General features: G+C 58.8%; 14 protein-coding genes. 3 read left to right on the top strand and 11 right to left on the bottom strand.

The window, feature by feature from the left end; all coding sequences use genetic code 11:
- Nucleotides 1-9: 9 nt before the first annotated feature.
- Nucleotides 10-1,248 (top strand): peptidase T, encoded by a 1,239-nt coding sequence (gene pepT, locus KVT38_RS09530; protein WP_217593466.1) that lies wholly within the window; start codon nt 10-12, stop codon nt 1,246-1,248.
- Between the two features lie 175 nt (nt 1,249-1,423).
- On the top strand, nt 1,424-2,281 hold the full coding sequence (locus tag KVT38_RS09525; RefSeq protein ID WP_217593494.1) for a lipoate--protein ligase family protein: 858 nt from the start codon (nt 1,424-1,426) through the stop codon (nt 2,279-2,281).
- A 319-nt stretch (nt 2,282-2,600) separates the two neighbouring features.
- Here KVT38_RS09525 and KVT38_RS09520 read toward each other — a convergent pair whose 3' ends face one another.
- Complete coding sequence (locus KVT38_RS09520; RefSeq protein WP_217593465.1) at nt 2,601-3,503, bottom strand: NAD(P)/FAD-dependent oxidoreductase; 903 nt, start codon at nt 3,501-3,503, stop codon at nt 2,601-2,603.
- Between the two features lie 141 nt (nt 3,504-3,644).
- On the bottom strand, nt 3,645-4,685 hold the full coding sequence (locus KVT38_RS09515; RefSeq protein WP_217593464.1) for an HD domain-containing phosphohydrolase: 1,041 nt from the start codon (nt 4,683-4,685) through the stop codon (nt 3,645-3,647).
- A gap of 238 nt (nt 4,686-4,923) precedes the next feature.
- Between KVT38_RS09515 and KVT38_RS09510 the strand changes: the two genes are divergently transcribed.
- A complete protein-coding gene (locus tag KVT38_RS09510; RefSeq protein ID WP_217593463.1) occupies nt 4,924-5,616 on the top strand; it encodes a class I SAM-dependent methyltransferase in 693 nt (230 codons plus the stop codon).
- A 12-nt stretch (nt 5,617-5,628) separates the two neighbouring features.
- On the opposite strand, the gene KVT38_RS09505 is transcribed toward KVT38_RS09510, so the two are convergent.
- From KVT38_RS09505 to KVT38_RS09465, 9 genes are all read right to left on the bottom strand, one after another.
- A complete protein-coding gene (locus tag KVT38_RS09505; protein WP_368859074.1) occupies nt 5,629-6,048 on the bottom strand; it encodes a GNAT family N-acetyltransferase in 420 nt (139 codons plus the stop codon).
- Entirely contained in the window at nt 6,045-6,530 is a 486-nt protein-coding gene (locus KVT38_RS09500; protein WP_217593462.1) for a 2-thiouracil desulfurase family protein, read from the bottom strand. Before KVT38_RS09500 ends, KVT38_RS09505 begins: the two co-directional genes overlap by 4 nt.
- Nucleotides 6,531-6,533: 3 nt before the next feature.
- On the bottom strand, nt 6,534-6,860 hold the full coding sequence (locus KVT38_RS09495) for an MGMT family protein (RefSeq protein ID WP_217593461.1): 327 nt from the start codon (nt 6,858-6,860) through the stop codon (nt 6,534-6,536).
- Between the two features lie 119 nt (nt 6,861-6,979).
- On the bottom strand, nt 6,980-11,827 hold the full coding sequence (locus KVT38_RS09490) for a bifunctional 2',3'-cyclic-nucleotide 2'-phosphodiesterase/3'-nucleotidase (protein WP_217593460.1): 4,848 nt from the start codon (nt 11,825-11,827) through the stop codon (nt 6,980-6,982).
- A gap of 445 nt (nt 11,828-12,272) precedes the next feature.
- Nucleotides 12,273-12,764: a hypothetical protein gene (locus tag KVT38_RS09485; RefSeq protein WP_217593459.1), complete on the bottom strand. Its 492-nt coding sequence runs from the start codon at nt 12,762-12,764 to the stop codon at nt 12,273-12,275.
- Nucleotides 12,765-13,040: 276 nt separating this feature from the next.
- Nucleotides 13,041-14,810, bottom strand: coding sequence for an O-antigen ligase family protein (locus KVT38_RS09480; RefSeq protein WP_217593458.1), 1,770 nt, complete (start codon nt 14,808-14,810; stop codon nt 13,041-13,043).
- A 68-nt stretch (nt 14,811-14,878) separates the two neighbouring features.
- Nucleotides 14,879-19,783: an S-layer homology domain-containing protein gene (locus KVT38_RS09475; protein WP_217593457.1), complete on the bottom strand. Its 4,905-nt coding sequence runs from the start codon at nt 19,781-19,783 to the stop codon at nt 14,879-14,881.
- Nucleotides 19,784-19,970: 187 nt separating this feature from the next.
- Nucleotides 19,971-22,100, bottom strand: coding sequence for an alpha-galactosidase (locus KVT38_RS09470; RefSeq protein ID WP_217593456.1), 2,130 nt, complete (start codon nt 22,098-22,100; stop codon nt 19,971-19,973).
- A gap of 101 nt (nt 22,101-22,201) precedes the next feature.
- A complete protein-coding gene (locus KVT38_RS09465) occupies nt 22,202-23,548 on the bottom strand; it encodes an extracellular solute-binding protein (protein WP_217593455.1) in 1,347 nt (448 codons plus the stop codon).
- Nucleotides 23,549-23,551 lie beyond the last annotated feature (3 nt).

Here is a 23,551-nt window from a genome sequence, read left to right as displayed (position 1 = left end):
GTGCCTGCCGTGAAGCAGGAATTAATCGATCGGTTCGTCAAGTACGTGCAAGTGGACACCCAGTCGGACGACAACAGCCCGTCGTGCCCGTCGACGCTGGGTCAATGGACCTTGCTCCGCATGCTGGAGGAGGAATTGAGGGGCATCGGCATGGAGGAAGTGTCGATCGACGACAATGGCTACCTGATGGCGACGCTGCCTTCGAATACCGATGCGGACGTGCCGACGATCGGCTTTCTGGCGCATGTCGACACCGCCACCGACTTCACCGGCGCGAACGTCAAGCCCCAGCTTGTATACAATTATGCGGGCGGAGACATCGTGCTGAATTCGGCGCTCAAGATCGTGCTGTCGCCGAATATGTTTCCCGATCTCGCAGGCTATGTCGGCCATACGCTCGTGACGACCGACGGCACGACGCTGCTCGGCGCGGACGACAAGGCCGGCATTGCCGAGATCGTGACCGCGATGGCCTATCTGATCCGCCACCCGGAGATCAAGCACGGCCGCATCCGCGTCGCGTTCACGCCCGACGAGGAGATCGGACGCGGCCCGCACAAGTTCGACGTCGCGGCGTTCGGCGCGAAGTACGCTTATACGATGGACGGCGGGCCGCTCGGCGAGCTGGAATACGAAAGCTTTAATGCCGCGGGAGCCGTCGTGACCGTCAAAGGAAACAACGTGCATCCCGGCACCGCGAAGGGCAAGATGGTCAATTCGGCCAAGATCGCGATGGCCTTTCACGCCCGGCTGCCGGAGGCGGAGGCGCCGGAGTTCACGGAGGGCTACGAGGGCTTCTACCACTTGCAGTCGATCGAAGGCGACGTGGAGCGGACGACGCTGCGCTACCTGGTGCGCGACCATGACAGGAACCTGTTCGAGCGGCGCAAGCACGTGCTGGAGAATATCGCGGAGGAGTTCCGCCAGACCTACGGCGAACACAGCATCGAGCTGACGATGAAGGATTCGTACTACAACATGCGGGAAAAGATCGAGCCCGTCATGCATATCGTCGACATCGCCCGAGAGGCGATGGAGAGCCTCGGCATCGCGCCGATCATCAAGCCGATCCGCGGCGGGACGGACGGGTCGCAGCTGTCGTATATGGGACTGCCGACGCCGAACATCTTCACGGGCGGCGAGAATTACCACGGTAAATACGAGTTTGCGTCGGTCGACAACATGACGCAGGCCGTGAAGGTCATCGTCGATATCGTCCAGCGCTATGAACAGCGGGCGCGTGGATAACGGGAGCGGCGGACGGGCGGAGTGGGAGGATTACGGAGACGGCGCGAGCGCGGATCATGCGGGTAGTGAGGTCGTTGAAAAAACAGCATGGGCAAGTAACAGGGCTGGCACAGGGCCGATAGATGCGGGTAACAATGACGCGCAGGACGGCGGCCCGGCTTCCGACCGCGCCTGGATGTCCGGATTGCTGATCCTCGACCGGACCGATTGGCTGCAAGCGGACGACCCGCTGTATGCATTCGCGCTGGACGAGCTGCTCTGCCGCGCCGCCGGTGCCGGCGGGCCGGCGATCTGCCATTTGTGGCGGCATCCCCGGGCATTCGTCATGGGCCTGCGGGACAGCCGGCTCCCGCGCGCGAAGGAAGCGGCCGGGCGACTCGCCGGTCTCGGCTACGGCGTAGCGGTCCGCAATTCCGGCGGCGCCGCCGTGCCGCTCGATCCGGGCGTCGTCAATCTGTCGCTTATCCTTCCGAAGGATCGGGCCGAGGACTTGGCGTTCCACGGCGACTTCGAACGGATGTACGATCTGATCCGGCTCGCCGTCAGGCAGCTCGGCGGCGAAGCCTCCAAGGGCGAGGTCATCGGCTCCTACTGCCCCGGAGACTTCGACCTGTCCATCGCAGGCCGCAAGTTCTGCGGCATCGCCCAGCGCAGGCAGGTGAAGTCCTATATCGTGCAGGCCTTCGTTAATGCCGAAGGCGAAGGCGCGAGACGGGCAGAGGTCGTGCGCGAGTTCTATAAGCTGGCGGCCGAAGGCGCCGATCCGTCCTCATATCCGGACGTCGGCACCGACCGGATGGCGAGCCTTGAGGAGCTGACTGGCGCGGGTGGCGGGATAGGCGGCGGCGCGAGCGATTCGGCGGAGAGGACCGGGCAGGGTCTTGCCGCGCGCTTCGCCGCCGCGGTGAAGGACGTGATCCGCGCGCATCAGACGCCGGCCGGCATCGCGAGCGCCGAAGCGAGGCTGCACTTGCCCGAGCCGGACGAGATCGAGGAGATGGCCGCTTCGCTGCGGACGCGCTACGGATTGTAGAGCGTGACCGGCGATTCGTCGGCTTTCAAAACAGCGGTTGCCATCCGCCCATCATGGGTGCGGATGGCAGCCGCTATTTCTCGCTTACAATTGCCGCGCTCTCACGCAACCGCGCTTTTCTCGCTTGCAGATCGACTAACCAGCTTTCTTTCCGCTGCAGCCGCGCTTTCCTCGCTTGCAACTGCCACGCTCCCACGCAGCCGCACTTTTCTCGCTTGCAGACCGACTAACCAGCTTTCTTTCCGCTGCAGCCGCGCTTTTCTCGCTTACAACGGGGTCCCTCTGCCCCTCTCATTGCATAGACCAGCAAAGCCTCTCATCAAGCGAACGCCTCGTCCGTCATATCCTCGTTGATGCCGATCGCGGCGCGCGAGCCTTCGGCGGCGGCTACGACGAGCTGCGCCGGCATGATGCACGCGGCGTCCCCCGCCGCGTACACGCCCGGCACGCTCGTCCGGCCGGCGCCGTCAATCTCGATGCCGCCGTACGGCGTCATCGCGCACCCGAGCCGCTCCGCAAAAGGCGCGGCCTGTCGCAGCCGCTCGGCGACGATGCCTCCCGCGCGCGCGATCTCCTCCCCGTCCGCGAATCGCACCGCGGACAGCTGCCCATCCTCGCCGACGAGACGCTCGATCGGGCGATGGTCGATGCGGATGCCGCGCTCCCGCAGCGCACGTTCTTGCTCCGGCTCGAGCGAATCGTAGCCGTTCGTGCAGATGAGCAGATCCTTGCTCCAATTGAACACCGTCTTGGCCAAATGGAACGTGTGATCGTTGCCCGCGACGAGCGCGAGCGGGCGGTCCCGCATCTCCCAGCCGTCGCAGTAGGCGCAGCAGAACAGGCTTCTGCCATAAAGCTCGCGCAGCCCCGGAATTTCCGGCAGCAGTTCTTTTAACCCCGTCGCCAGCAGCAGCCTGGCCGCCCGCCAGCTTTCTCCCGCCGCGTCCGTCAACCGGAAGCTGCCGTCAGCCTCCCGCACGACTTCCTCGACCCGGCTCTCCCGCACGCTGACGCTCGGATAGGCGGCCAGCTCGTCGTGCGCGATTTTGCGTATCTCAGCCGGCGAAGCCCCGTCCCGCGTCAAAAAGCCGTGCGAGGCCAGCGCCACCCGGTTCCGCGGCTTCCCTTCGTCGAACAGCGCGACCGATCGCCTCGCCCTGCCGAGCACGAGCGCGGCGCTGAGTCCGGCAGGGCCGCCGCCTATAATTGCGCAATCGAACAAGTTCGCATCCCCTCCGTCATCCGTCCTTTTCAAAACGCCCCCTGTACCTAATCAAGGTATTATACCCAAAGACGCCAAAAACCCCGCCGTACAGGCAGGGCAGCAGCAAATATTGTTAACGGGCAAGGCAGCCGCCCCGCTTCAGGACGAGACGGGCAACTGCAAAATGCCGAGAAAAGCGTCCACGACGACCGGATCGAAATGAACCCCGCGCTGCGCGCGGATCTCCTCGATTGCCTCCTCGTGCGTCCACGCCTTTTTGTAGGGCCGCTCGTGCGTGAGCGCATCGTAAAAGTCGGCGATCGCGACGATGCGTCCCGACAACGGAATTTCCGGTCCGCTAAGTCCTCTGGGGTAACCGCCGCCGTTCCATTTCTCATGATGCGTCAGCGCAATCTCTCCCGCGATCCGCAGCACCGGGAACGAGCTCGTCTCCAGAATCCACGCGCCGATCAGCGTATGCCGCTTCATCTGCTCAAACTCCTCGGCCGTAAAACGGCCCGGCTTCAGCAGAATCTCATCCGCGATGCCGATCTTGCCGATGTCGTGCAGCGGCGTCGCCTGCTCGATCAGCTCGACCTCTTGCTGCGGCAGTCCCAGCGCGACGGCGACGTCGCGCGCCATGCGCCCCACGCGCTGCGTATGCTGGCCGGTCTCGTCGTCACGATACTCCGCTGTGCGCGCGAGCAGATGCAAAATCTCAAGTTTGGCCTGCTCCAGCTCGGCCGTACGTTCCTGAACCCGCCGTTCGAGCGAGTGATTCTGCTCCTGCATCTGCAAATAAAAGTACCGCGTCTTCAGCAAGTTGTCGATGCGAAGCACGACCTCGGACGCGTCGAGCGGCTTCGTGATAAAGTCGTTGGCGCCCAGATGAAGCGCCTCTTTGCGCGCGCTTGGGGAGTCGTCGGCGGTAAGCACCACGACGGGCAGAAAGCTGCTCTCACCGATCAGCGGACGCAGTTGCCTCAACACCGCGAACCCGTCGACGACAGGCATGTGAAGATCGAGCAGCACCATATCGGGCGCCAGCTCGCAGAAGAGCCGTTCGACCTCCGCAGGGTCGGTCGTACTGTGCAGGTTCGCGAAGCCGGCCCTTCGCAGCACATGCTCCAGCAGCATGATATTCGTGGGCTGATCGTCTGCGATCAGAATTTTGGCATTTTGCGTCCACGCACGATTCATGGCCATCTCTCCTCGGCAAAAGTACCGTCACAGCCGTTTTTGAAAGTCTTCTTCAATTATAGGCGATCCGCGCCGCGAAAGGCAGGCAGGATTCGCCAATTTTCGCAGCATTCGTCGAATGTTAACTCCATTTTTTACCCCATAGTTTTCAACTATAAACACCGTATATTTTATATATTTCCTATCCTGAATAGACGGGACTATGATAAGAGCAGTCATCAAACGAGGAGGTCCAGCGATGAATCCGAACGTAAAAAAGCAATTCGACGCCGCTGCAAGCCGGTACGACGAGCAGAGAAAAGGGCTCATCCCGTGCTTTGACGATTTTTACGGCATGGCCGTCTCGCTCGCCGAAACCGCGGAGGCTTCGCCCCGCGTGCTTGATTTGGGCGCAGGCACCGGCCTGCTGGCCGCGATGGTGCGAAGCAAGCTGCCCGAGGCCCGGCTCTCCTTGATTGATCTGAGCGAGAGTATGCTGGACGTCGCCCGCGAGCGGTTCGACGGCGATCCCAACGCCGAATTCATCGTCGCCGACTACTCCGACTATGCGTTTGCGCCAGGCAGCTACGACCTCATCGTCTCGTCGCTCTCGATCCACCATCTGACCCACGCATCCAAACGGGATTTGTTCAAAAAGCTGTATGAAGCGTTGGCGCCCGGCGGCGCATTTGTCAACGCGGACCAGGTCGCCGGCACGACGCCCGCCGCGGACGCCTACTATCGGAAAAGATGGCTGGCCGAGATCGCTGCCAGCGGCTTGCCCCAATCGGCCATCGATGCCTCCGTGGAGCGGAGAGGCGTCGATATCAACGCCAAGCTCGGCGACCAGATCGCTTGGATGGCGGAGGCGGGGTTCCAGGACGCGGAATGCATGTACAAATATCTCGACTTTGCCGTGTTCTACGGCTCCAAGCCTGCCTCTGCGTCTTAATCGACGAGCTTGCTATACGTCCCGGGAGTACACGTAAAACCCGCTCCGGCGCTGCCAGCCGGTCGCAGCCCAAAAGGCGGCGCCCGCGTCGTTGTCCTCCAGCACGAAAAGGTGGCACTTGCCGATGCCGGCCTCTCGCAGCTTGTCCAGGCTAAAAGAGGCCAGTTGCCGGGCAATCCCCCGGCCGCGATAGGCCGGACCTACGGCGGCGTGATATACGTAACCGCGCCGTCCGTCATGACCGCACAAGATCGTGCCCGCCAGTTCGCCGTCCGCTTCGCATACGAAGCTCATCCCTTCGTTGCGGCGCAAATAGGCTGCGATCGCCTCTTTCTCGTCCGACTCGCTCAACGCCAAACCATCGATGCGCCGCCACAACGCGATCATCCGGTCATAATCGGCGATCTCCATCGTCCTGTACGCGACGTTCACCGTTCAGGCACCGTCCCTTCCAGCTCCAGCCGGGCCAGCTCGCGCTCGGCCTCCTCCAGCTGGTCCTCTCCGAAAACCTTGAAGCCGTGCTTGCGCAGCAGCGCAGCCGTCCTGCCTTCGCCCTGGCGTTTCGCGCCGCTGAACGTGCCGTCGTAGACGAACAGGCTGCCGCAGGAAGGGCTGCTCTGCTTCAGAATCGCCAGCGCTACGCCATGCGCTCGTGCCGCTTGCAGCGCGATCTCCGCGCCTCGGTCGAACGCCTCCGTAAAGTCCTCCCCCTGCTCGGTCACGACCCGGTCGCCCCGAATCTGCGCGGGTGGCCGCGGCGTCGGCAGCCCGCCGGCGACTTCGGGACATACCGGCACAAACCGGCCTTCGGCCTGCCAGCGCGCGAACCTCGGATCCTCGCACAGCTTGCCGCCCCCGTCGTAGCGTACCTGCTGCCCGAGCAGGCAAGAGCTGACCAATATTTTCGCCGTCATCCGCTATCCCTCCACTTCCGGGTTTGCCCCGTCCCATCTGCACTGCGCGAGGTCTACGCGGTAGTCCCCGTCGAACAGCACGCCCTCATCCTCGAGCAGCGCGCGCTGCGTATACCGCGCCTCGTCGCCCGGCAGGGCGATCTCGCCTTTGGCGTTGACGACCCGGTGCCACGGAAGACCATGCGCTTCGCTCAGCGAATGCAGCACCCAGACGACGCGCCTCGCGCCTCGCGGACTGCCCGCCGCGGCCGCCACTTGCCCGTACGTCATCACCGTACCTGGCGGTATTGCCTTAATGACTTCAACCACTCGCGCCGTATATGGCTGCATGCCGTCTCACCTCTACGTTACAGCTTATAATAGTTCGCATAAAGACGCCAAGCCCCCGGGGCCGAAGCGCCCGGGAGCTCGATGGTCCAGCTGTATTCAGTTCCCGTGAAGGACCGGCGTCAGAAGCCGCCGCCCGACTCCGCCGTGGCCAGCAGGCCGTGAACGACCTTCGCCGCTTCGGCGCGCGTTGTGAAGCCTTGCGGTGCGAAGACGCCGTTGCCGCGTCCTTGCATCAGACCTTCGTCCAAAATCCGGCCGACCGCCCCTTGCGCCCAGCCGCTGATCTTGCCGCCGTCCTTGAAGCCGGCGGTACCGGTCGTGCCGCCCGACTTCAGCGCCGGGATGCGCGCGAGCATGACCGCCATCTCCTCGCGGGTGATCGGCGCGTTCGGCGCGAAGCTGCCGTCGCCCTTGCCCGTGATGAGACCGTTCGCGGATGCGATGCTCACGACTTCGGCATACCAGCTGCCGGAAGCGACATCCGTAAACGAGGCGCCGGCGCCTCGCGTTTGCAGCCCGAACTCCTGTACCAGCAGCTTGGCGAATTCGGCGCGGGTGATCTGCCGCTGCGGCGCGAAGTTCGCCGCGTCCGTGCCGTCGATCAGCTGCTTGGCCGCGAGTTCGGCGATGACGTCCTTCGCCCAGTAGGACGCAGGCACGTCCGCGAAGCTGCGGTCGTACGTCAGCGCCGCATAGGTGCCGGGCTGCGTCACTTCAGCCGTCAGTACGCTGCCCTGCAGCTTCGCCTTCACATAGACCGGCTTGCCGCCGTCGATCCGGTACAGGTTCGTCAGCTTCGCGTTCGCGCTGCCGTCTACCTGGATTCCGATCGAGACCGGCTGGACGAAGCTGCTCAGCGTACCGGCCGTTGTGCCATCCTTCGCAACGGCCGAGAGACCCAGCTTCGTAACCGCACCCGCAGGCTTGATGCTCAAGTTGGCGTTCTGTGAACCGGCGAGCAGCGCGTTCGTCGCATCGGACGTCAACCGGCTGTAATTCAGCGACAACGTCGCGTCCTTCGCCGCATCGCCCGTGACGAGCTTTGCCGCGTCCTCCAGCACTTTGGCCGGAAGCGACAAGGTTACGCCGTTCAAAGCAAGCTTGACTTGGTTGCCCGCGCCCGCCAGCTCCGCGATGTTCAGCGGGAGCAAGATGCTCACGTCGGCTGCGCCGTCCGGAATCGTCACCGGCAAGGTCACGACGCCGTTCTCGGCCTTTGGCACGTCCTTCGCTTCGACGCTGACCTTCACCGGCGCGCCCGGCGTCGGGGTCGGCGTAGGCGTCGGCGCGGGGTTGCCTGGCGTCGTCACAGGCGGTACGTTCGAGTTGTTAATACGTCCCTCGATCTTTGCCGTGATGGCTCCGCCTTTGAACGTATCCACGATATACTTGTAGAAAATGTCCAGATCGTTCGGTCCGACGACCGACTCCTTCGCTTCCGTAAGCACTTTGTAGTTGTCGCCGCCCGCAGCCATGAAGTTGTTGACGACAGCCGTATATTCCTTGTTGTCCTCGATCGGCGTACCGTCCGTCTTCGTCAAGCTCGTGACGCGCTGCGGGATCGGAAGCGCCAGGTTGGCCGAATACTTCAGACCCGAGATTTGCAGCGTCTTCGTATCCGCGGTGCCGTCCGCCTTGACGCCCCACTGCTGCTGGAGCAGCGTGCGGATCTGGGCGCCTGTCAGCGTCAGTTTCACGAGCGTGTTGCCGAACGGCTGCACCTTGGCCAGGTCGCCGAACTTCACTTCGCCCTTCGGCAGGTCCGCGCGGATGCCGCCCGGATTCATGAACGCGAAGTCCGAGCCCGGGAACGCGCTGCGCATGGCGTCGGCGATCAGGTTGCCGAGCGGCGCCTCATTATTGTACGCATCGGTCCGGACGATCGATCCGTCTGTCGTGCCGACCGGATTTTTAAGCTCAGGGTGCTTGTCGAGATATTTGTTCACCAGCTTCTCGGTGTCCGCGTCCGGCGTCACGCCGTCCTGGAACGTCGTCGTGACCGTCGCCGACTTGCTCGTGATATCGCCCGTCGCCGGATCGATGACGAGCTTGACGTCCTCGAAAGCCGTGCCGTAAGAGTAGGCTTGAACGATCAGCTTGCCGTCTACGAGACCGTTAGCCAGCGCGTGGTTGTCGCCAGCCATAATAACGTCGACTTCGTCGTCGACACTGTTCGCCAGATCTGCGGCCTCGCCCGTCGTCACACCCGTCGTCGCATTCGTGGTCGCGGGATCGTGCGCCAGAATGACGATGCTCTTAATGCCTTGTTTTTTCAGCTCGTCTACCGCTTTATTGACAACGGGCGCCTGATCGACCAGCTTGACGCCCCTCAGCCCCTCGGGCGACACCTTGGTGACGGTCGCCATCGTGACGACGCCGATGAAGCCGATCTTGACCCCGCCGATCTCCTTCACCACATAAGGGGCAATGATCGGTTCGCCCGTCTTTTCGTCCACGACGTTGGCGTTGATATAGTCGAAGTTTACGCCTTTGTGCACGATCTTGCCGCCTACGGGATCGGTGCCCCCGTCCAGTTGCGCTTTTAATGCCGCCACGCCTTGGTCGAACTCGTGGTTGCCCAGCGTGCCGATATCGAACTGCATCAGGTTCATCCACTCCAGCGTCGGCTCGTCGCGCTCCAGCGAAGAGACCGGCGCGGTCGCGCCGACGGAATCGCCGTTGTGAACGAGCAGGCTATGCTCGTACTTGGCGCGCGCTTGCTTGATATACGTCGCCAGCGTCGCCGCCGTGCCCACCGGCTTGTTGCTCACGACAGAGGTCGTGTCAAGCTGGCCGTGCAGGTCGTTGATGCCGATCAGATGCACTTCGACCGGCTTGGTGGGCGTCGGCGCCTTCTCGCTCAACTGCAGATTGTAGATCTCAAAGTCTTTGTCGTTCGTCTTGCCGCTGTCCGTAATCTTGCCGTTCGTCTCCGCCGCGTACTTCACGGCCGCAGGCGAGCTCGTAAAAGTGACGTTCACCTTGCTCTTGATCGGCGCGATCGACCAGTTGCCGTCCGCGCTCGGACTGACCGTGCCCTTTTCCGAGATATAATCCATCAGCACCTGACGGTTCTCGTCCTGGGAATCGACGGCCAGCGGCGAGCCCTTGAGCCCCGGGAAGTTGCCGCCGCCGCTCGCGCGGTAATTGTTCGTGACGACGATAAATTCCTGCTCCGGATCGATCGGCTCGCCGTTATATTCGAGGTTCACGATCCGACTGGAAGATGCATCGTTGATGGTGCCGTCCGGCTTGTACTTGGCCGGCTTCGTCACGTCGATCTGATAAGTGACGCCGTCGATGACGTCAAAGTTATAGACCGCGAAGGACGGATTCAGCAGCGGCTGAGGCAGCGACTTCGTCGAATAGATCCGATTGAAGGCGCCCGCAGACATCTCCAGCCATTCCTTGACCGTCGCGCCCTTGATGACGACCGCCTTCAGCGTATTGTCGTACAAATACAGATCGCTCGCGCTGCGGATCGTCAGCGGACCCGTATCGATGTCCGTGTACTCCGACGGCCCGTTGCGTCCCGCCTTGAACGGCGCGCCTGCGCTCAGGATCGGCAGGTTCTCGTACACCGTGCCCGCCACCGACTTCTTCGCATACCACTTTTGCGCGTCCGTCACGATCTGGATCGACGGATCGTCCTGCACCATCGCGAAGTAGCTGTTGATCGGCGCGTCCGTCTGCCCGAGCTCCTGGCCGGTATAGGCGATGGTCGCTTTATGCTCGGCATCTACCGCCGCTGCGACCTTCGCATCAGGGTCCACATCGGCGTAATTAACTTTGTCTACCGTGTGGTAGATCGAACGCGTGGAAGACCGGGAGCCCTGCTTGTCCACCGTCCATTTGCCGCCCGCGTCCTTAACGAGCTTCAGGTCGATGAGGCCGAGATTCGCGCCGCCGAAGCCCGCTTGCACGGCGAACACGCCGTTGATCGTACCGCCGCCGGGGCCGTATACGTTGTTCACGACGCTGCTCGGCGAATTGTACGGGAGGTTCGTGGCCGGGTCCTTGAACAGGGCGTCCAGCGAAGCGTTGCTCGCCGTCGGGAAGATTTTATGCGTATGGGAAAACGTAATCGCGTCGATGCCCGGCACCTTGCTCAGCGCATTGACGTCGTTTTCCGAAAAATCGCCTTCGGTTGCGTTCGCGTCGAAGCCCGTGTGCGCGAGCGCTACGACGATATCCGCGCCTGCCGCCTTCATGAGCGGCACGAAGTGTCTGGCGGTCTCGGCGATGTCCCGCGTCACGACTTTGCCGAACAGATTGGCTTTGTCCCAATCCATAATCTGCGGCGCCACGAGGCCGATGACCCCGATCTTGACGGTCTGGTCGACGCCTTCGTCGTCCTTGAACGTGCGGGTCAGAATCTCGAAAGGCTTGTATTTGTTGGTGGTCTCGTTGTCGTCGGCAATGCCGTCCTGATCATCATCCTTGTAAATATTGGCGTTTACGTACGGCAGCGGATCGCCGGAGCCGTCCTTGGCGCCGGTGATGGCCTTGTCCAGAAAGTCCAAACCATAATTGAATTCATGATTGCCGAAAGTCGCTGCGTCGTACCCGAGCAGATTCATCGCCTTGTACATCGGATGGATGCTGCCCGGGCTCGACAGCTTGTCCACTTTAGCCATATAGGTGCCGAGCGGCGTGCCCTGGATCAAGTCGCCGTTGTCGAACAACAGCGCATTCGGCTGCTCGGCGCGCGCCTGCCTGATCAGTGTCGCGGTCCGGTCCAGTCCCACCGCTACCGTCTCTGCATTTTTAAAATAATCGAAGCCTCGAACGTTGGTATGCAGGTCCGTCGTCTCCATGATGCGCACGTGAAGCGGCGCGTCCGACGGCGCTGCAGCAGCCTTGTCCGCTCCCGACAGGCCGAATCCTCCGAGCACCTGAGAGACCAATACCGCCGCGGCCGTCACCGTCGACGATCTTTTGCTCCAGCCAGCCATCCTGTTCAACATGCTCGCTCTCCCTTCGGTTCGCATTCCCTGCAAGTATATTAAATGATATCGCTAAATGATAGCTTAATTTGTAAAAGATATGTAAAAGATCAATAACACGGTACTAGAGAAGGAGGTCATGTAACGCTGCAGTAGAAGGGAGCGTTATCCAAAGGATGCACGTGTGTGCACGTAGGTCGATAGTTGGCGCGTTCGTGAGGGGTTCGGTGCTCGATGTGTGCACGTAGATTGATAGTTGGCGCGTTCGCGAGGGGGCGGCGCTTGATGTGTGCACGGAGGTCGATAGTTGGCACGTTCGCGAGGGGGCGGTGCTCGATGTATGCACGTAGATCGATAGTTGGCACGTTGGCGGATGGTTGAAACGAAAAGGGCCATCTCCCAGGCCATAGAGAGACCTTGGAGATAGCCCGCGCCACGCAGCTCGAAACACGAGCCCATGACACTCCTACATATACTGAATACTCGACTGCGTCCCGAGCGGCAGCAGCTCGTAAAGATACAAACCGATCAGTTCCCGCTCGATCGGCGAGATCGGCATTGTCGAGCGGATCGTCAGATAAACGACGGCGTTCGCCCGATCGTAGCGCTCGAACGTGATGCGTCCGCCGGCCAGCATGCGGTCCACGACATCGATGATGTCGTGCAGGTCCGAACCGCGGTTCATCGCGGCTTCCCTCACTTCGTCCGGCACCTCCGGCGCGGCAGGCACATGCTCCTCTCTCGTCAGCCCGTACGGCTTGACTTTGAAGCAGACGAACGGCGTCAGGTAGGCGGAGGCGAACTTCAGCAGATTCGCCCGGTCTTCCTCGCGCAGCTCGAGCTGGTCGTCCCAGGCGTAGATCGTCGCCGTCTGCTTGCCGCTCGTATGGATCCTCACGTATCTTAAATGAGGAAACCGCTGCCGGACGATCGACTCGGACAACAATCGCGTACTCATCGTGGGCCGCCTCCTTCCAATCGTTTTTACTCCTTTGGCTTGGGTGCGCTTTCACTAAAAAATAATCCTATGCTTCCCGCATGGTCCCGCTTCCCCCGCGCTTCCCGCAGGCCGAATCAATCGAGACGGGAGATATTCCTTATTGTATTCCGCTTGTCGCGCGATGTATGTTCGCGAGCCTAAAGAGAAAGGAGTCAGGATACGAAAAGGCCGTCGCCCGCAAAGGGGGACGGCGATGCAATTTTGAAAGTGTAGCCTACCCGCTGATGCGACCCGTTAATCAGCTTCTCTGGCCTTTAACTCCTCGCGCCAGCGAGCCATAAACCGATTGTTGACTACCAGTTCCCCAAGGATCTCGTTTGATTGTTGTCGATCTCCCTGCTCCCAGAGGATGTCGCTCTTTAATTTTTCATACCAAATTTGCTCGGGGTGGAGTGCGAGTGCCCTTTCGTTCTCTGCTCGGGCGACTTCGAGATATCGGCCATCGCCTCCGCTCTCAAATTCGCTCAGGTAAAGTCTGGCTTTCCGATCGTGAATGCGGTCCGCAAAAATAGCCATCCTAGCGCTTCTATCGAGCAAGTTAACTGCATCCGCCTTTCTTTGCTCCGCGACAGCTCGCACGGCCGACTGCTGTAGTCGGTCCGAAATGAAAAGCATCGTCGCGACCGTCAGCATGCACGCCGCCGCAAGTGCTGCAATGGACTTGGTGGAGATGGACGCGGCTGAAAATGTTTTTGTCTCGTTTGTCTCCATAGCCGAAGCTTGAGCCGGTACTGTGCCGATAATGAACAGCAATCCTAACAAGTAGGGAAAAGACAATGTGAAATCCACTAAGCTATGCGCCAGCAGCATACAACAGGCTATTACTCGAATCAAGTCAAACTGGGCATCGGCCCGCTCTTTGCGCCTGGCTGAGTTCAGGCAGCGTCCGATTAGAGAAGCACATGCCGCTATGAAGAGCACCAGACCTAATCCTCCGGTTTCTGTCATCACCTGCAATGGTTGGCTATGAATGAACGCGGAGAAGTAAGCTGCCGACTGGTAATGGTATTGCATGTAAGTCCAAGCGCCCGCGCCAAATCCCCAGAGCGGCGAGTCCATGATCATCGTCCAGGCATCCCGGTAATAAACGAGCCGGGTAGCCCCTTCTCCCGTGCGGGAAGCGATCGTGCTCCACCGATCGGCCGTGCCGGAACCGAACCAAATGGCCCCGATAGCCAGGAAAGGCGATACCGTGAGCACAGATATCCGTACAGCCTTCTTAGATGCTGCCAAATCCAGTAACCAGTATAAAATCGTAAAAATCGCGACGACAGCGAATACAAGCCATGGCAACCAGCCGTACACTGCTCCGGCAATGAGTCCGAGCGCTACGCTTGAGCAGGAGCGTACCCACAGCAATCGATGTAAGCGGCCCGCAAGGACGTACAGGATGACAAAGGAGGCAAGAAGCAGGACCAATACGGTACGGGATTCCGTTAGATATGCCCCTGCCGCGCTAAGAAAGATCGGAATTTGCAGCAGACTTCTTCTGCTAGCGGGGAGCCCCGAGGCCGCTAAACCGTATGCGATCAAAAGGCCGACTAGCAGGAGGATGGCATAGCCGTTCGCATAATCGATAAAGCCCGCGAGTCTTCCGTCCACAAATCTATCGGCCGCGATCGAGATCGGCACGGATAGAGCTAGAAGCCATGTCCAAGCTTCCCAAATACGCGATATAGCGGTCCTCGAGGCAGAGCGAGCGAATATGTAGAGAGGCGCAAGCAGCGAGAATTTTAACAAACTCAACAGCGACTCGTACCGATCTGCGCTATATCCGACGCTCACCGCATATAGCACTGTCAGCGCCAGCAGCAGATACAGGACGATATCGCCCCTCAACTTCCTCCGCAGCAGGAACACGAGGAAACCAAGCAGAACGACGAACGCCGCTCCGGTGAGCTCGGATTCGAACATAAATCCATGGGCAAAAGAGCCCGTACATAAAAATAAAAACAATATAATCGTGCCCGAATCGATAGCTAGGGCGTTTGTCGGCTTAGACATCGCAGTTTCATCCGTTTCTGATCGAGAATAACGGAAGGGACCCGATCGCTCGGGTCCCCCTCGCTTCCTTATTGTGAAGTACGATTCAGCAAATTGACAAGCATTTGCGCGGCTTCGGCTCTAGTGGCCTTTCCTTTTGGGTTAAATCCGCCAGTGCCGTCGCCCTTGATCAGGCCATTGGCCGATGCGAGACTTACGGCTTCCTTCGCCCAACTGCTGATCTTGGCCGCATCCTTGAACGCCGGCGCCTGCGCCGAGGTAGAGGAAGGATCTACATACTTGAGCGCGTTAGCCATGATAACAGCCATCTCTTCGCGCGTAATCGAGCGGCCCGGCGCGAACGTATCCGCGCTGTTGCCCTTCACGAGCCCGCTCTCATAGGCGGCAGCTACAGCAGATGCGTACCAGGCCGTGCCCGGCACGTCCTTGAAGGCAGATGTCGTGTCCATCTTCAAGGCGAGTGCGTGGGCGAGCATCGAAGTAAACTCGGCGCGAGTTACCGTCCGATTCGGCTCGAACGTATCGGCGGTCGTGCCGCCAACGATCAGCTTCGCAGCCAACTCCCGAATCGCGGCATATGCCCAACTCGAGGAACTAACGTCCGTGAAGTCTTTTTTGATTTCAAGTACGCCGTATTTGCTGAAGTGAGTAACCTTGGCAACAAGCGAACCATTGACCCATTTGCCAGGTACAAACGTCAGGCTGCCGTCTTCTGCGATGTAGAATACGTTTGATAAGCTTTCTACAGCGTCCGCATTGGCCTCGAAGGTAAGCGTAATCGGCTCCGCGAAGGACGACAGCACGTTCGCTTGACCATCCTTAGCCTGGATCGACAGTTTGAAGTCAAAGACAGAGCCTGCAGCCTTCGCACTTGCGCCAGCTGGTGTCTTAACTCCTGCCAACGCCTCGCTTGCGCTAATAGGTACGATCGATAGTGAGACTTTCGCGTCTGTCAGTGCATCTTTTCCTATAAGTGCGACCAACTGTTGAAGCACAGCCGGCGGGATAGATATTTTACCGTGGCTGCCCACGAACTCCAATGCGTTTTTGGCGCCTTCGCCGCTTAAAATGTTTGCGGGCACCGTCACCGTGTGGCTTTCCTTGATCTGCAGCGTGACGACACCGTTGACGGCTGCCGGAATATCTTCAGCCTTGAATGTTACGGTCTTTGACGACTCGGTGTCTTCAGGAACATTAGCACCACCACTGCCGCCTCCACCACCGCCGGGTCCTCCGCTGCCTCCACCACCGCCGGATCCTCCACCGCCTCCGCCACCGTTAGCTGTGCTAGTTACAGTGAAGCTCTTGTTCAACACGGTCGACATCCCCGGTCCCGTCGGCATTTGATAAGTTAAGGTATAGTCGCCGGGATCGAGCTTCGTAGCCAGGGTGAGGTCATAATCGGCGCCATAAGCGACGCCTGCGTATACTTTTTTATTGCTGCTATCCCGGATGGTTATGATGCCCGGCGCATAATAAAGGTAGCTTCCCCATGTTACCGCTGCGTTCCTTAGCACCAATTCCCCGCTGACCAGCTCCGGTCTAACACTAAGGATCGAATTGCCAGCGCTTGAGATCTGAGCCACCGTCATCGACGACTTAGAGTCTTCTACCTTCCCCGTAAAGGAGAGTGTTTTTTTGCTGTCGATCGACACTTCACTCTGCGTTCTCCAGTCCAAGTACCAAGCCCTTTCGTCCTTACTGAAAACCGGCGTTGAGATTTGAAAGTCTTGACGTCCGGCAGGAACATAAACTTTATCAAGGACCGAAAAGACATTATCGTAACTCATCCTATATACAAATGAGCCTTTCGAAAAAGCCTGGACGCCATAAAACGGTTGTCCCTGCTCCAATTGAAGCTCATATGTCGGGTCGTTTGCGGCAGTCCATTTGCCATCCGGATTGACATGCACGGATTTTCTTAAGTCGTAACCGATAGAGCCGCCATTAACGCCATACAGGTTTACCTTGAAATCGGTTTGGGCAGTAATAAGCGTCGATAGCGACATGCTCGTTCCGTACCCTCCCGACCTGCGGTAAGGAATGTTAAACGTATTTTTCCCATCGGCGGTAGAAAAGGTTACGGTCGCGTTCGCATTGCGCAGATACGTAGGCAAATCATTAAATTGCAGTTCAAGCTTCTTGGGTTGGGCCGGAAAAGCGATCTGCTTCTTTTGGAGCAGTTCTGCACCTGTAATCTTTAACTGATGGTAATAGATCACATTGTTTCTAAAATAAGATTCGTAATTCGATAAGATCATGTGAAGTACATAGGTTTTATTCGCTTGCAGCTCCACATCTTTCGGAATCGACAATTTTCTATTCATAATCCCTAATGTAGATGGAATCTCAGCTCCGCCAGCCTCTTGAAGTACGGCATATCCTTGAGAGTAATCATCAAAGCCATAAACGTCCGGGTACTGAACCGGCACCTCAAGGGCATCTTCGTAATAATTGCCGCCTTCGACCGAGATCTTCTCTTCACCCGCTAATTTAACGATACTATCGGGGAAGTTTTGACGCATGAGACGCAGGGTGTACGCTCCTTTTGGAAGCGGCGCATCGAGCCAGAAGCTATCCACCCTCGCTGCGGATATCGGGTCTCCAACCGGCTGGTTGGCTGAATTATACAACTTATATTCCACCAAACCGCCTGACGTAAAGCCTGCAATCGATGCATCATTATATCCAATAGCAGTATACCCGTAACCTTCGGACGCAGGCTCGAGCGCGATCGTTCGAAGGGCGCCCCCGTCATTCAACTTAAAGGTGATATTGTCGCTCGTCAGTCCGGCCACGATATCGGCTGTCTCGATCGGAGATACCCCTGTAAGGAGGTTATCCTCAGAATCCCAATAGTCGGTATACACCTTCTGATTCACGGCGCCCGCCCAGTATACCTGTTGTTCGGGCGTTCGGTTCGTAAAGGAAGATCCGAAAGTCAGCGTCCGCTTCTCGTTGACGGGACCGAGATACTTGGCGAGCGAGTATCGGTAGCCTTCCTTATCAATATCGAAGTATGCGACGGCATCCAGACCTTTGGTTACGTAATAATGCTGCGCAGCAAATCGGTCTTCATACCAACTGTAATTAATATCCAGTTGACCGACGTAGCCGGAGGGAAGTGCAACTTCTACAAGATCGCCGTTCAGATCTATCTCGTTTTCGGCATTTTGCAGCTTGATCTGTTTATTCAGGAAGTATCCGTTGTCTCCGTCGATGAGCTTCGTAAAAAAGTCCACCGTATGCGACGATTGAATCCATGCCTCTGCAGTTTGGTCGATAAAAGGAATGGACCACGGATAACTCGATTCCGCGCCTTGCTCATCAAGCAGCCCCACAAGCAAGGGATCGCCGCTCTGGGCTTGGCTCGCATGCAATTTGACATGCTTCAACCCTGCCGCAGTAAGACGCAAGCGCTGATCGTCACGCGTAACGTTGACCGTATACAACACACCGGCTGTGCCGGCAGACGTATTTCCAGAGACAACAAGCTCGTAGTCGAGACCCTTCATGAGATCGCTATAAGGAATGATCACCGAACCGTCTTCAAGTCTCCAGCTGTCGACCTTGTAGGTTTTGTTGGCTTTAATTCCTTCATTAGCCTTGTCGACATAAGGAGGCTGTGTTCTGTACAACGTTGCGGTGCCTTCGGTAAGAGGCATGCCTTTTTCGTTTTCAGCAGTAACATAAAGTCCCTTGTCTGCATAGTCGTCCACATTTTCCACGCGATACGTATTCGACTCCGTAAGCGGCTGAGCAAGCCCGGGGTATGTGGCGAAAAACTCGACTTTGTAGATTCCAGATTTAAGTTTCTGACTAAAATTGCTGCTGATTAGATTTTCAGCAGGGTCATGAGGCGGTGTGCCTTCGTATACGATTTGATTCTTACTATTCGTAATTTTGAAGCTATATTTAATCAAATTCGTGCCCGTACCGTTCAGCTTGAAGACTCCATTGAGCCTGAAGTCACCACTTGGTATAGTCAGGGTAGCATAGATTCTGCTGTCTGATATAAAAAGCTGTTGACTTCTGAGAGAGGATAAAGCCAACTGAAAGACGCGGTCCGACTGTAAGTCCAAATAATCTGTTGACCAACTATAAGTGATGCCTTCTGTACTAACAGTTTGCAAGCTTACCTCATAGGTGCCTTTTGATACCTGAAGAGAACTTACTCTTTCGAAATAACCGCTTGCCTTCGAGCCATAAACGGAAACTTGTTCATTGTCCGCCGGTACGGTAAGTTTGATCGTCTGTGCGATATCTTCAGAAGTGAGAGCAATATTAACGTCTCCCGAAACTTGTACGGTCTTATTCACTAAGTATCCAACTTGTCCTGATCTGCCAGTAACGGACAGGTCGAGAGAACCAGGTTTCGTTATAATAGCAGTTGTTTCGTTAGTCGGACGAAACCCAAAACCATGTCCCTCATAAAAAACCTGATAGTTCAGGTCGATCCAACTGGCAGCAGGAGAACCGGCAAGCGGCGACCGGACAGCGTCATCGCTTATCTTCCAGACGGTCATGCCAGAAAGCTGGCTGCCAGTGATTATCGCGGAGTCTAGATAGATATCTAATTTCTCTGCATCGTGAACTTGCATCATTACAACAACCTTAAGTTGAGCCGACGGACTCCAATTGGACGAAGTAATATTAATCACTCCGTTTTGGATCGAGAAAAACTGATTATTTACAAATGCGGTGCCCCATCCGTTCAAAGGCAAGCCGTCGCTGCTTTGTACTTGTACGGACTGACTCGAAGTCGTAAGGGAATAAGTAGAAGAAGTGACGGAGTAGTTAGACGATGCGACGCTCGCTGGACCATCTATTCGGTCCGGCAGCGGTAGAGCTTGGGGAGTAGGCGCTTTTTCAATCGAAGTGTCCACTGATTCGATCTGTTCGGCATGCGCAGGAAAAGCAACTGCCAAGCACAGTACAATTGCGAGAAAGCTTGTCCAACCTCGTTTAATCATTTTTGGTCCCCCAAAATCAGCCTAATATAGCACTTTTGAATCATATCACGGCAACTCCACAGCATTTGTCGAACGGAGTCGAATAATTAAGATAATCTACAAAGTATTCTATAAAAATAAGCAATTCCAAATGACCCGTGGAACGGGAATCACTCGGAACTGCCCTTTAATTCCATATTCTTGTTTGCTAGAGGCGCAGCTCCACCAGCCTTGCCGTCCGCTCCCGCGGCAGCTTCACGCGCAGCGCGCCGGCTTCGGCGTCCCAGCGGACGGCGCTGCCCTCATGCGCGGCCGGGTAGGCGATGCGCGCTTGCACTTGCATTGTGGCAGCAGCGCCCGCGCCTCCGCCAGCCTCCGCCGCCAGCCACGGCAGCGGCAGCGCGATCTCGGCCGCCTCGCCGCCGAGGCGCCAGACCGCGACATAGGCGCGGCCTTCCGCGCGGATGCCGAAGCAGATCCAATCGTCCTGCTGCGTCGGCAGGCCGAGCGGCCAGAACGGCAGGCCCGCGGCGATATCTGCGCGCATCGTCTTGTAGTAGTCGAGCGCCTCCTTGACGAGCGCGCGGCGGCGCGGGCTCAGCTCGGCGACGTGGCCGCTCTGGTGGACGCGCAGCAGCAGCGCGTTGACCATGTTGAACACGACTTCCTCGTCGTCGCCCTCGCGAAGCGGATACGACCAGATCGCCGACTGCTCCGGCGTCAGCGCGGACGGCGAAGCCGCGGCGATGGCCGCGTACTTCACGTAGTTCTCCTGATCGCTGGTGGACTGGATGCTATGCCTGCTCAGCATGGCGTAATCCATGCGCATGCCGCCGCTGGAGCAGTTTTCGATGACCAGGTCCGGATATCGCGCGAAGACGCCGTCCAGCCAGGCGAGATACGCACGGTTGTGCTGAAGCAGGCCGTCGCCGAAGCTGTCCGCGTCCGTCTCGGTGCCGATGCCCGCGTTGATGTTGTAGTCCATCTTGATGTAACCGACGCCGTAGTCTTCGACGAGACGACGGATGACTTCGTCCGCGTGAGCGACGACGGCGGGATTGCGGTAGTCGAGCTGGTAGCGCGAGCGATCCTTGACCCGCTTGCCGTGACGCATAAAAAACCATCCGTCGTCGGTGTCAGCCAGCTTAGGGCTGTTGATGCCCATAACCTCGAGCTCCAGCCAGAGGCCGGGAATCATCCCTTTGCCGCGGATGTAGTCGAGCACGTACTTGATGCCCTCGGGGAACCGCGCCTTGGAAGGCAGCCACTCGCCGACCCCGTCCCACCAGTCGCCGTCCGCGTACCAGCCCGCGTCGATGCAGAAGTACTCGCTGCCGATGTCGGCGGCCGCGTCGATGAGCGGGAGCAGCTTCTCGGTCGTCGGCTGGCCCCAAAGGCAGTTCATGTAGTCGTTAAAAATGACGCGCAGCAGTCGGTTGTCTTCGTTCGGCCGGCGAATCGCGCGCCGGTAACGGGTCAGCTCGCCGATCGCCGCGTCGAAGCCGCCACGCGTGGCGCCGACCGCCGCAGGAATCGAGACGAACGACTCTCCGGGCGCGAGCTCAAGCCACCAATGGTTGTCGTGCTCGGTCGGCCCGCTCACGAGCAGCGTCAAATAATCGAACTGGTCGATGATCTCCCAGTGCCAGGACCCGTTGTGCTCGATCTGCCAGAACAGCTGCGTATTCGTCTCGAAGTTGTCCAGCACGGCCATCGGGATATGTTCGGCGGCCGCCCAGGAGCCCGTGTTGCTGCAAGTAATGCGCTTCGAGCTGCGGTCGGTCATATGCGAGAGGCCAAGCTCGGGCAGCGAGTACGTCCGCCACTGCAGCTCGCTTTGCCAGCCGCTATGCGGGATGGAGACGGACATCTTGTCGTCGCGGTTGAGCGCGCCTTCTTTGTCGAGCCCCGTCAGAGCAAACGTAGATACATACTCGACGCCCAGCGGCACGGAGCCGCCGTTACGAAGCGTCGTCCAGCAGCGGACCACCGCGATGCCATCGTAAAACTGAAAATGTGACACGGCTTCGAGCCCCGTCTCCGGGTCGACCAGCGTCACTTCGAGCTTGCGGCCCGGCCCGACGCGCGCGTCGCTATGCGACCGGTACTGCATGCGCAGGCCCGGATAGGTCGCGCGGTGCGTTCGGCCGTGGTGCTCGGCGCGGTCCTCGCCGGTCAGCTGCAGCTCCAGCAGGCGGAAGCCGGGGGCTTGCTTGTCCGACACCGTCCCCGGGCGGTACGGCCCGGGTCCGAAATGCATCAGCCGCGCGTCCCCTTGTTCCGTCACGTCTATATGCAGATGAAGGCCGCTTTCGGCAATATCGATCGTCTTGTTCATTTTTGGCACACTCCCTCAGGTGTTCATAAACGAGCAGAACCCAGTCCCCGGAGGGCTGGGTTCTGCTTCTGTCGGATGCCGTCCGTGCGGCGCCAAAACGATTATTGAGCGGAGCCCAGCTGGGTCCAAGCTTGCTGAATCTCGGTGATTGCCTGGTCCTTCGTCTTGCTCTTGCCCACATACGCCTGCATGATCTCGCCGAACTTCTGATGGAATGTATCGAGCGAGTAGTTGACGGACAGATCGCCGGATTTCTCCGTCTTGAGGATCTCGTCCATCGCCTTCGGCATTTGCAGATCCGGCAGCGGGGCATCCTTGATCGGCGGGATGACCTTCGCTACGTTGGAGAACCAGCTCTTGCCGTAGTCGGACGTGTAAAGCCAGTTGAAGAAGTCGATCGTCTCGCGAGCGACCTTGGAATCCTTGTTGATGCGCAGCGCCTGGTCGGCACCCGTGATGATGACCGATTGCTCCGGCTTGTCGCTGACCGGATAACCCATAATGCCGATCTGGATGTCCGGTGCGATCTTCTCGATCGCTTCTTCGTCCCATGCGCCCTTGCCGGTCATGATCGCAGCCTTGCCGGCGGCGAAGTCGCCGACTTCGGCGTTGCTGTCGCGCTCAAGCGGCTTGTCGGTACCGTGCGCGATCGTCGTATCGACGAACTTGAAGAAGTTGTCGGCCAGCACCGGATGATCCTTGAACGTCGTCTTGCCGGCGATGAAGTCGGCGACCAGCGTCTTGGCATCCGTGCCCGCATCCAGTGCAGCCGCGTCTACGAAGTGCTGGAACACGTGCTTCCACGTCCACCATTCCTTGTAGGCATTGGCGAACGGCGTGATTCCCTTGGCTTCGAGCTTGGCGATCGCGACGTCGAGCTGTGCAGTCGTCTTCGGCACCTCGGTGATGCCCGCTTCCTCGAACAGCTTTTTGTTGTAGATGAGCGTAAACAGGTTGCCCTTGACCGGCAAGCCCAGCACCTTGCCGTCGCTGGACGTCATGTTGCTGCGAACGGCGTCGGTCATGGCTGCCGCCAGCGGTTCGTTGGTCAGGTCGGCGCTGTACTCGGCAAAGGTGTCGATGTCTCCGCCCGCCGTCGTCTGGGACACGTCCGGCGTATTGCCGGAAGCGATGCGGGACTTCAGCACCGTGTTGTAGTCGGCCTGCATGATCTCGAGGTTGATCGTGACGTTCGGCTTGACCTTCTTGTATTCGGCGATATACGCGTTAAAAGCGTCCGTGTACTCCGGCGAAGCCGTGAACATGTTGATGGTGACCGGCTTGTCCGATGTGCCCGCCGAGGCGCTCGCCGACGAGCCTGCCGAAGCGCTTGCCGATGCCGACCCGCCGGATGCTGCATTGTTGTTGTCGCCGTTGCCGCCGCATGCGGCCAGCAGACCGGCCATCATCACTGCGCTGACGGATACGCCCGCAATCTTTTTGAGCATGTA

Source organism: Cohnella sp. GbtcB17 (assembly GCF_019091135.1).
In the GTDB taxonomy this organism is placed as follows: Bacteria; Bacillota; Bacilli; order Paenibacillales; family Paenibacillaceae; genus Cohnella.
The sequence above is the reverse complement of the archived record's forward strand: the minus strand, read 5'-3'. Positions and strand labels throughout refer to the sequence as shown.

Coding starts and splice junctions, on each gene's coding strand:
- KVT38_RS09525 (WP_217593494.1), top strand. CDS start 1,424: ATGTCCGGATTGCTGATCCTCGACCGGACCGATTGGCTGCAAGCGGAC.
- KVT38_RS09500 (WP_217593462.1), bottom strand. CDS start 6,530: ATGACGGCGAAAATATTGGTCAGCTCTTGCCTGCTCGGGCAGCAGGTA.
- KVT38_RS09485 (WP_217593459.1), bottom strand. CDS start 12,764: ATGAGTACGCGATTGTTGTCCGAGTCGATCGTCCGGCAGCGGTTTCCT.
- KVT38_RS09480 (WP_217593458.1), bottom strand. CDS start 14,810: ATGTCTAAGCCGACAAACGCCCTAGCTATCGATTCGGGCACGATTATA.
- KVT38_RS09515 (WP_217593464.1), bottom strand. CDS start 4,685: ATGAATCGTGCGTGGACGCAAAATGCCAAAATTCTGATCGCAGACGAT.
- KVT38_RS09470 (WP_217593456.1), bottom strand. CDS start 22,100: ATGAACAAGACGATCGATATTGCCGAAAGCGGCCTTCATCTGCATATA.
- KVT38_RS09510 (WP_217593463.1), top strand. CDS start 4,924: ATGAATCCGAACGTAAAAAAGCAATTCGACGCCGCTGCAAGCCGGTAC.
- KVT38_RS09495 (WP_217593461.1), bottom strand. CDS start 6,860: ATGCAGCCATATACGGCGCGAGTGGTTGAAGTCATTAAGGCAATACCG.
- KVT38_RS09490 (WP_217593460.1), bottom strand. CDS start 11,827: ATGTTGAACAGGATGGCTGGCTGGAGCAAAAGATCGTCGACGGTGACG.
- KVT38_RS09475 (WP_217593457.1), bottom strand. CDS start 19,783: ATGATTAAACGAGGTTGGACAAGCTTTCTCGCAATTGTACTGTGCTTG.
- KVT38_RS09465 (WP_217593455.1), bottom strand. CDS start 23,548: ATGCTCAAAAAGATTGCGGGCGTATCCGTCAGCGCAGTGATGATGGCC.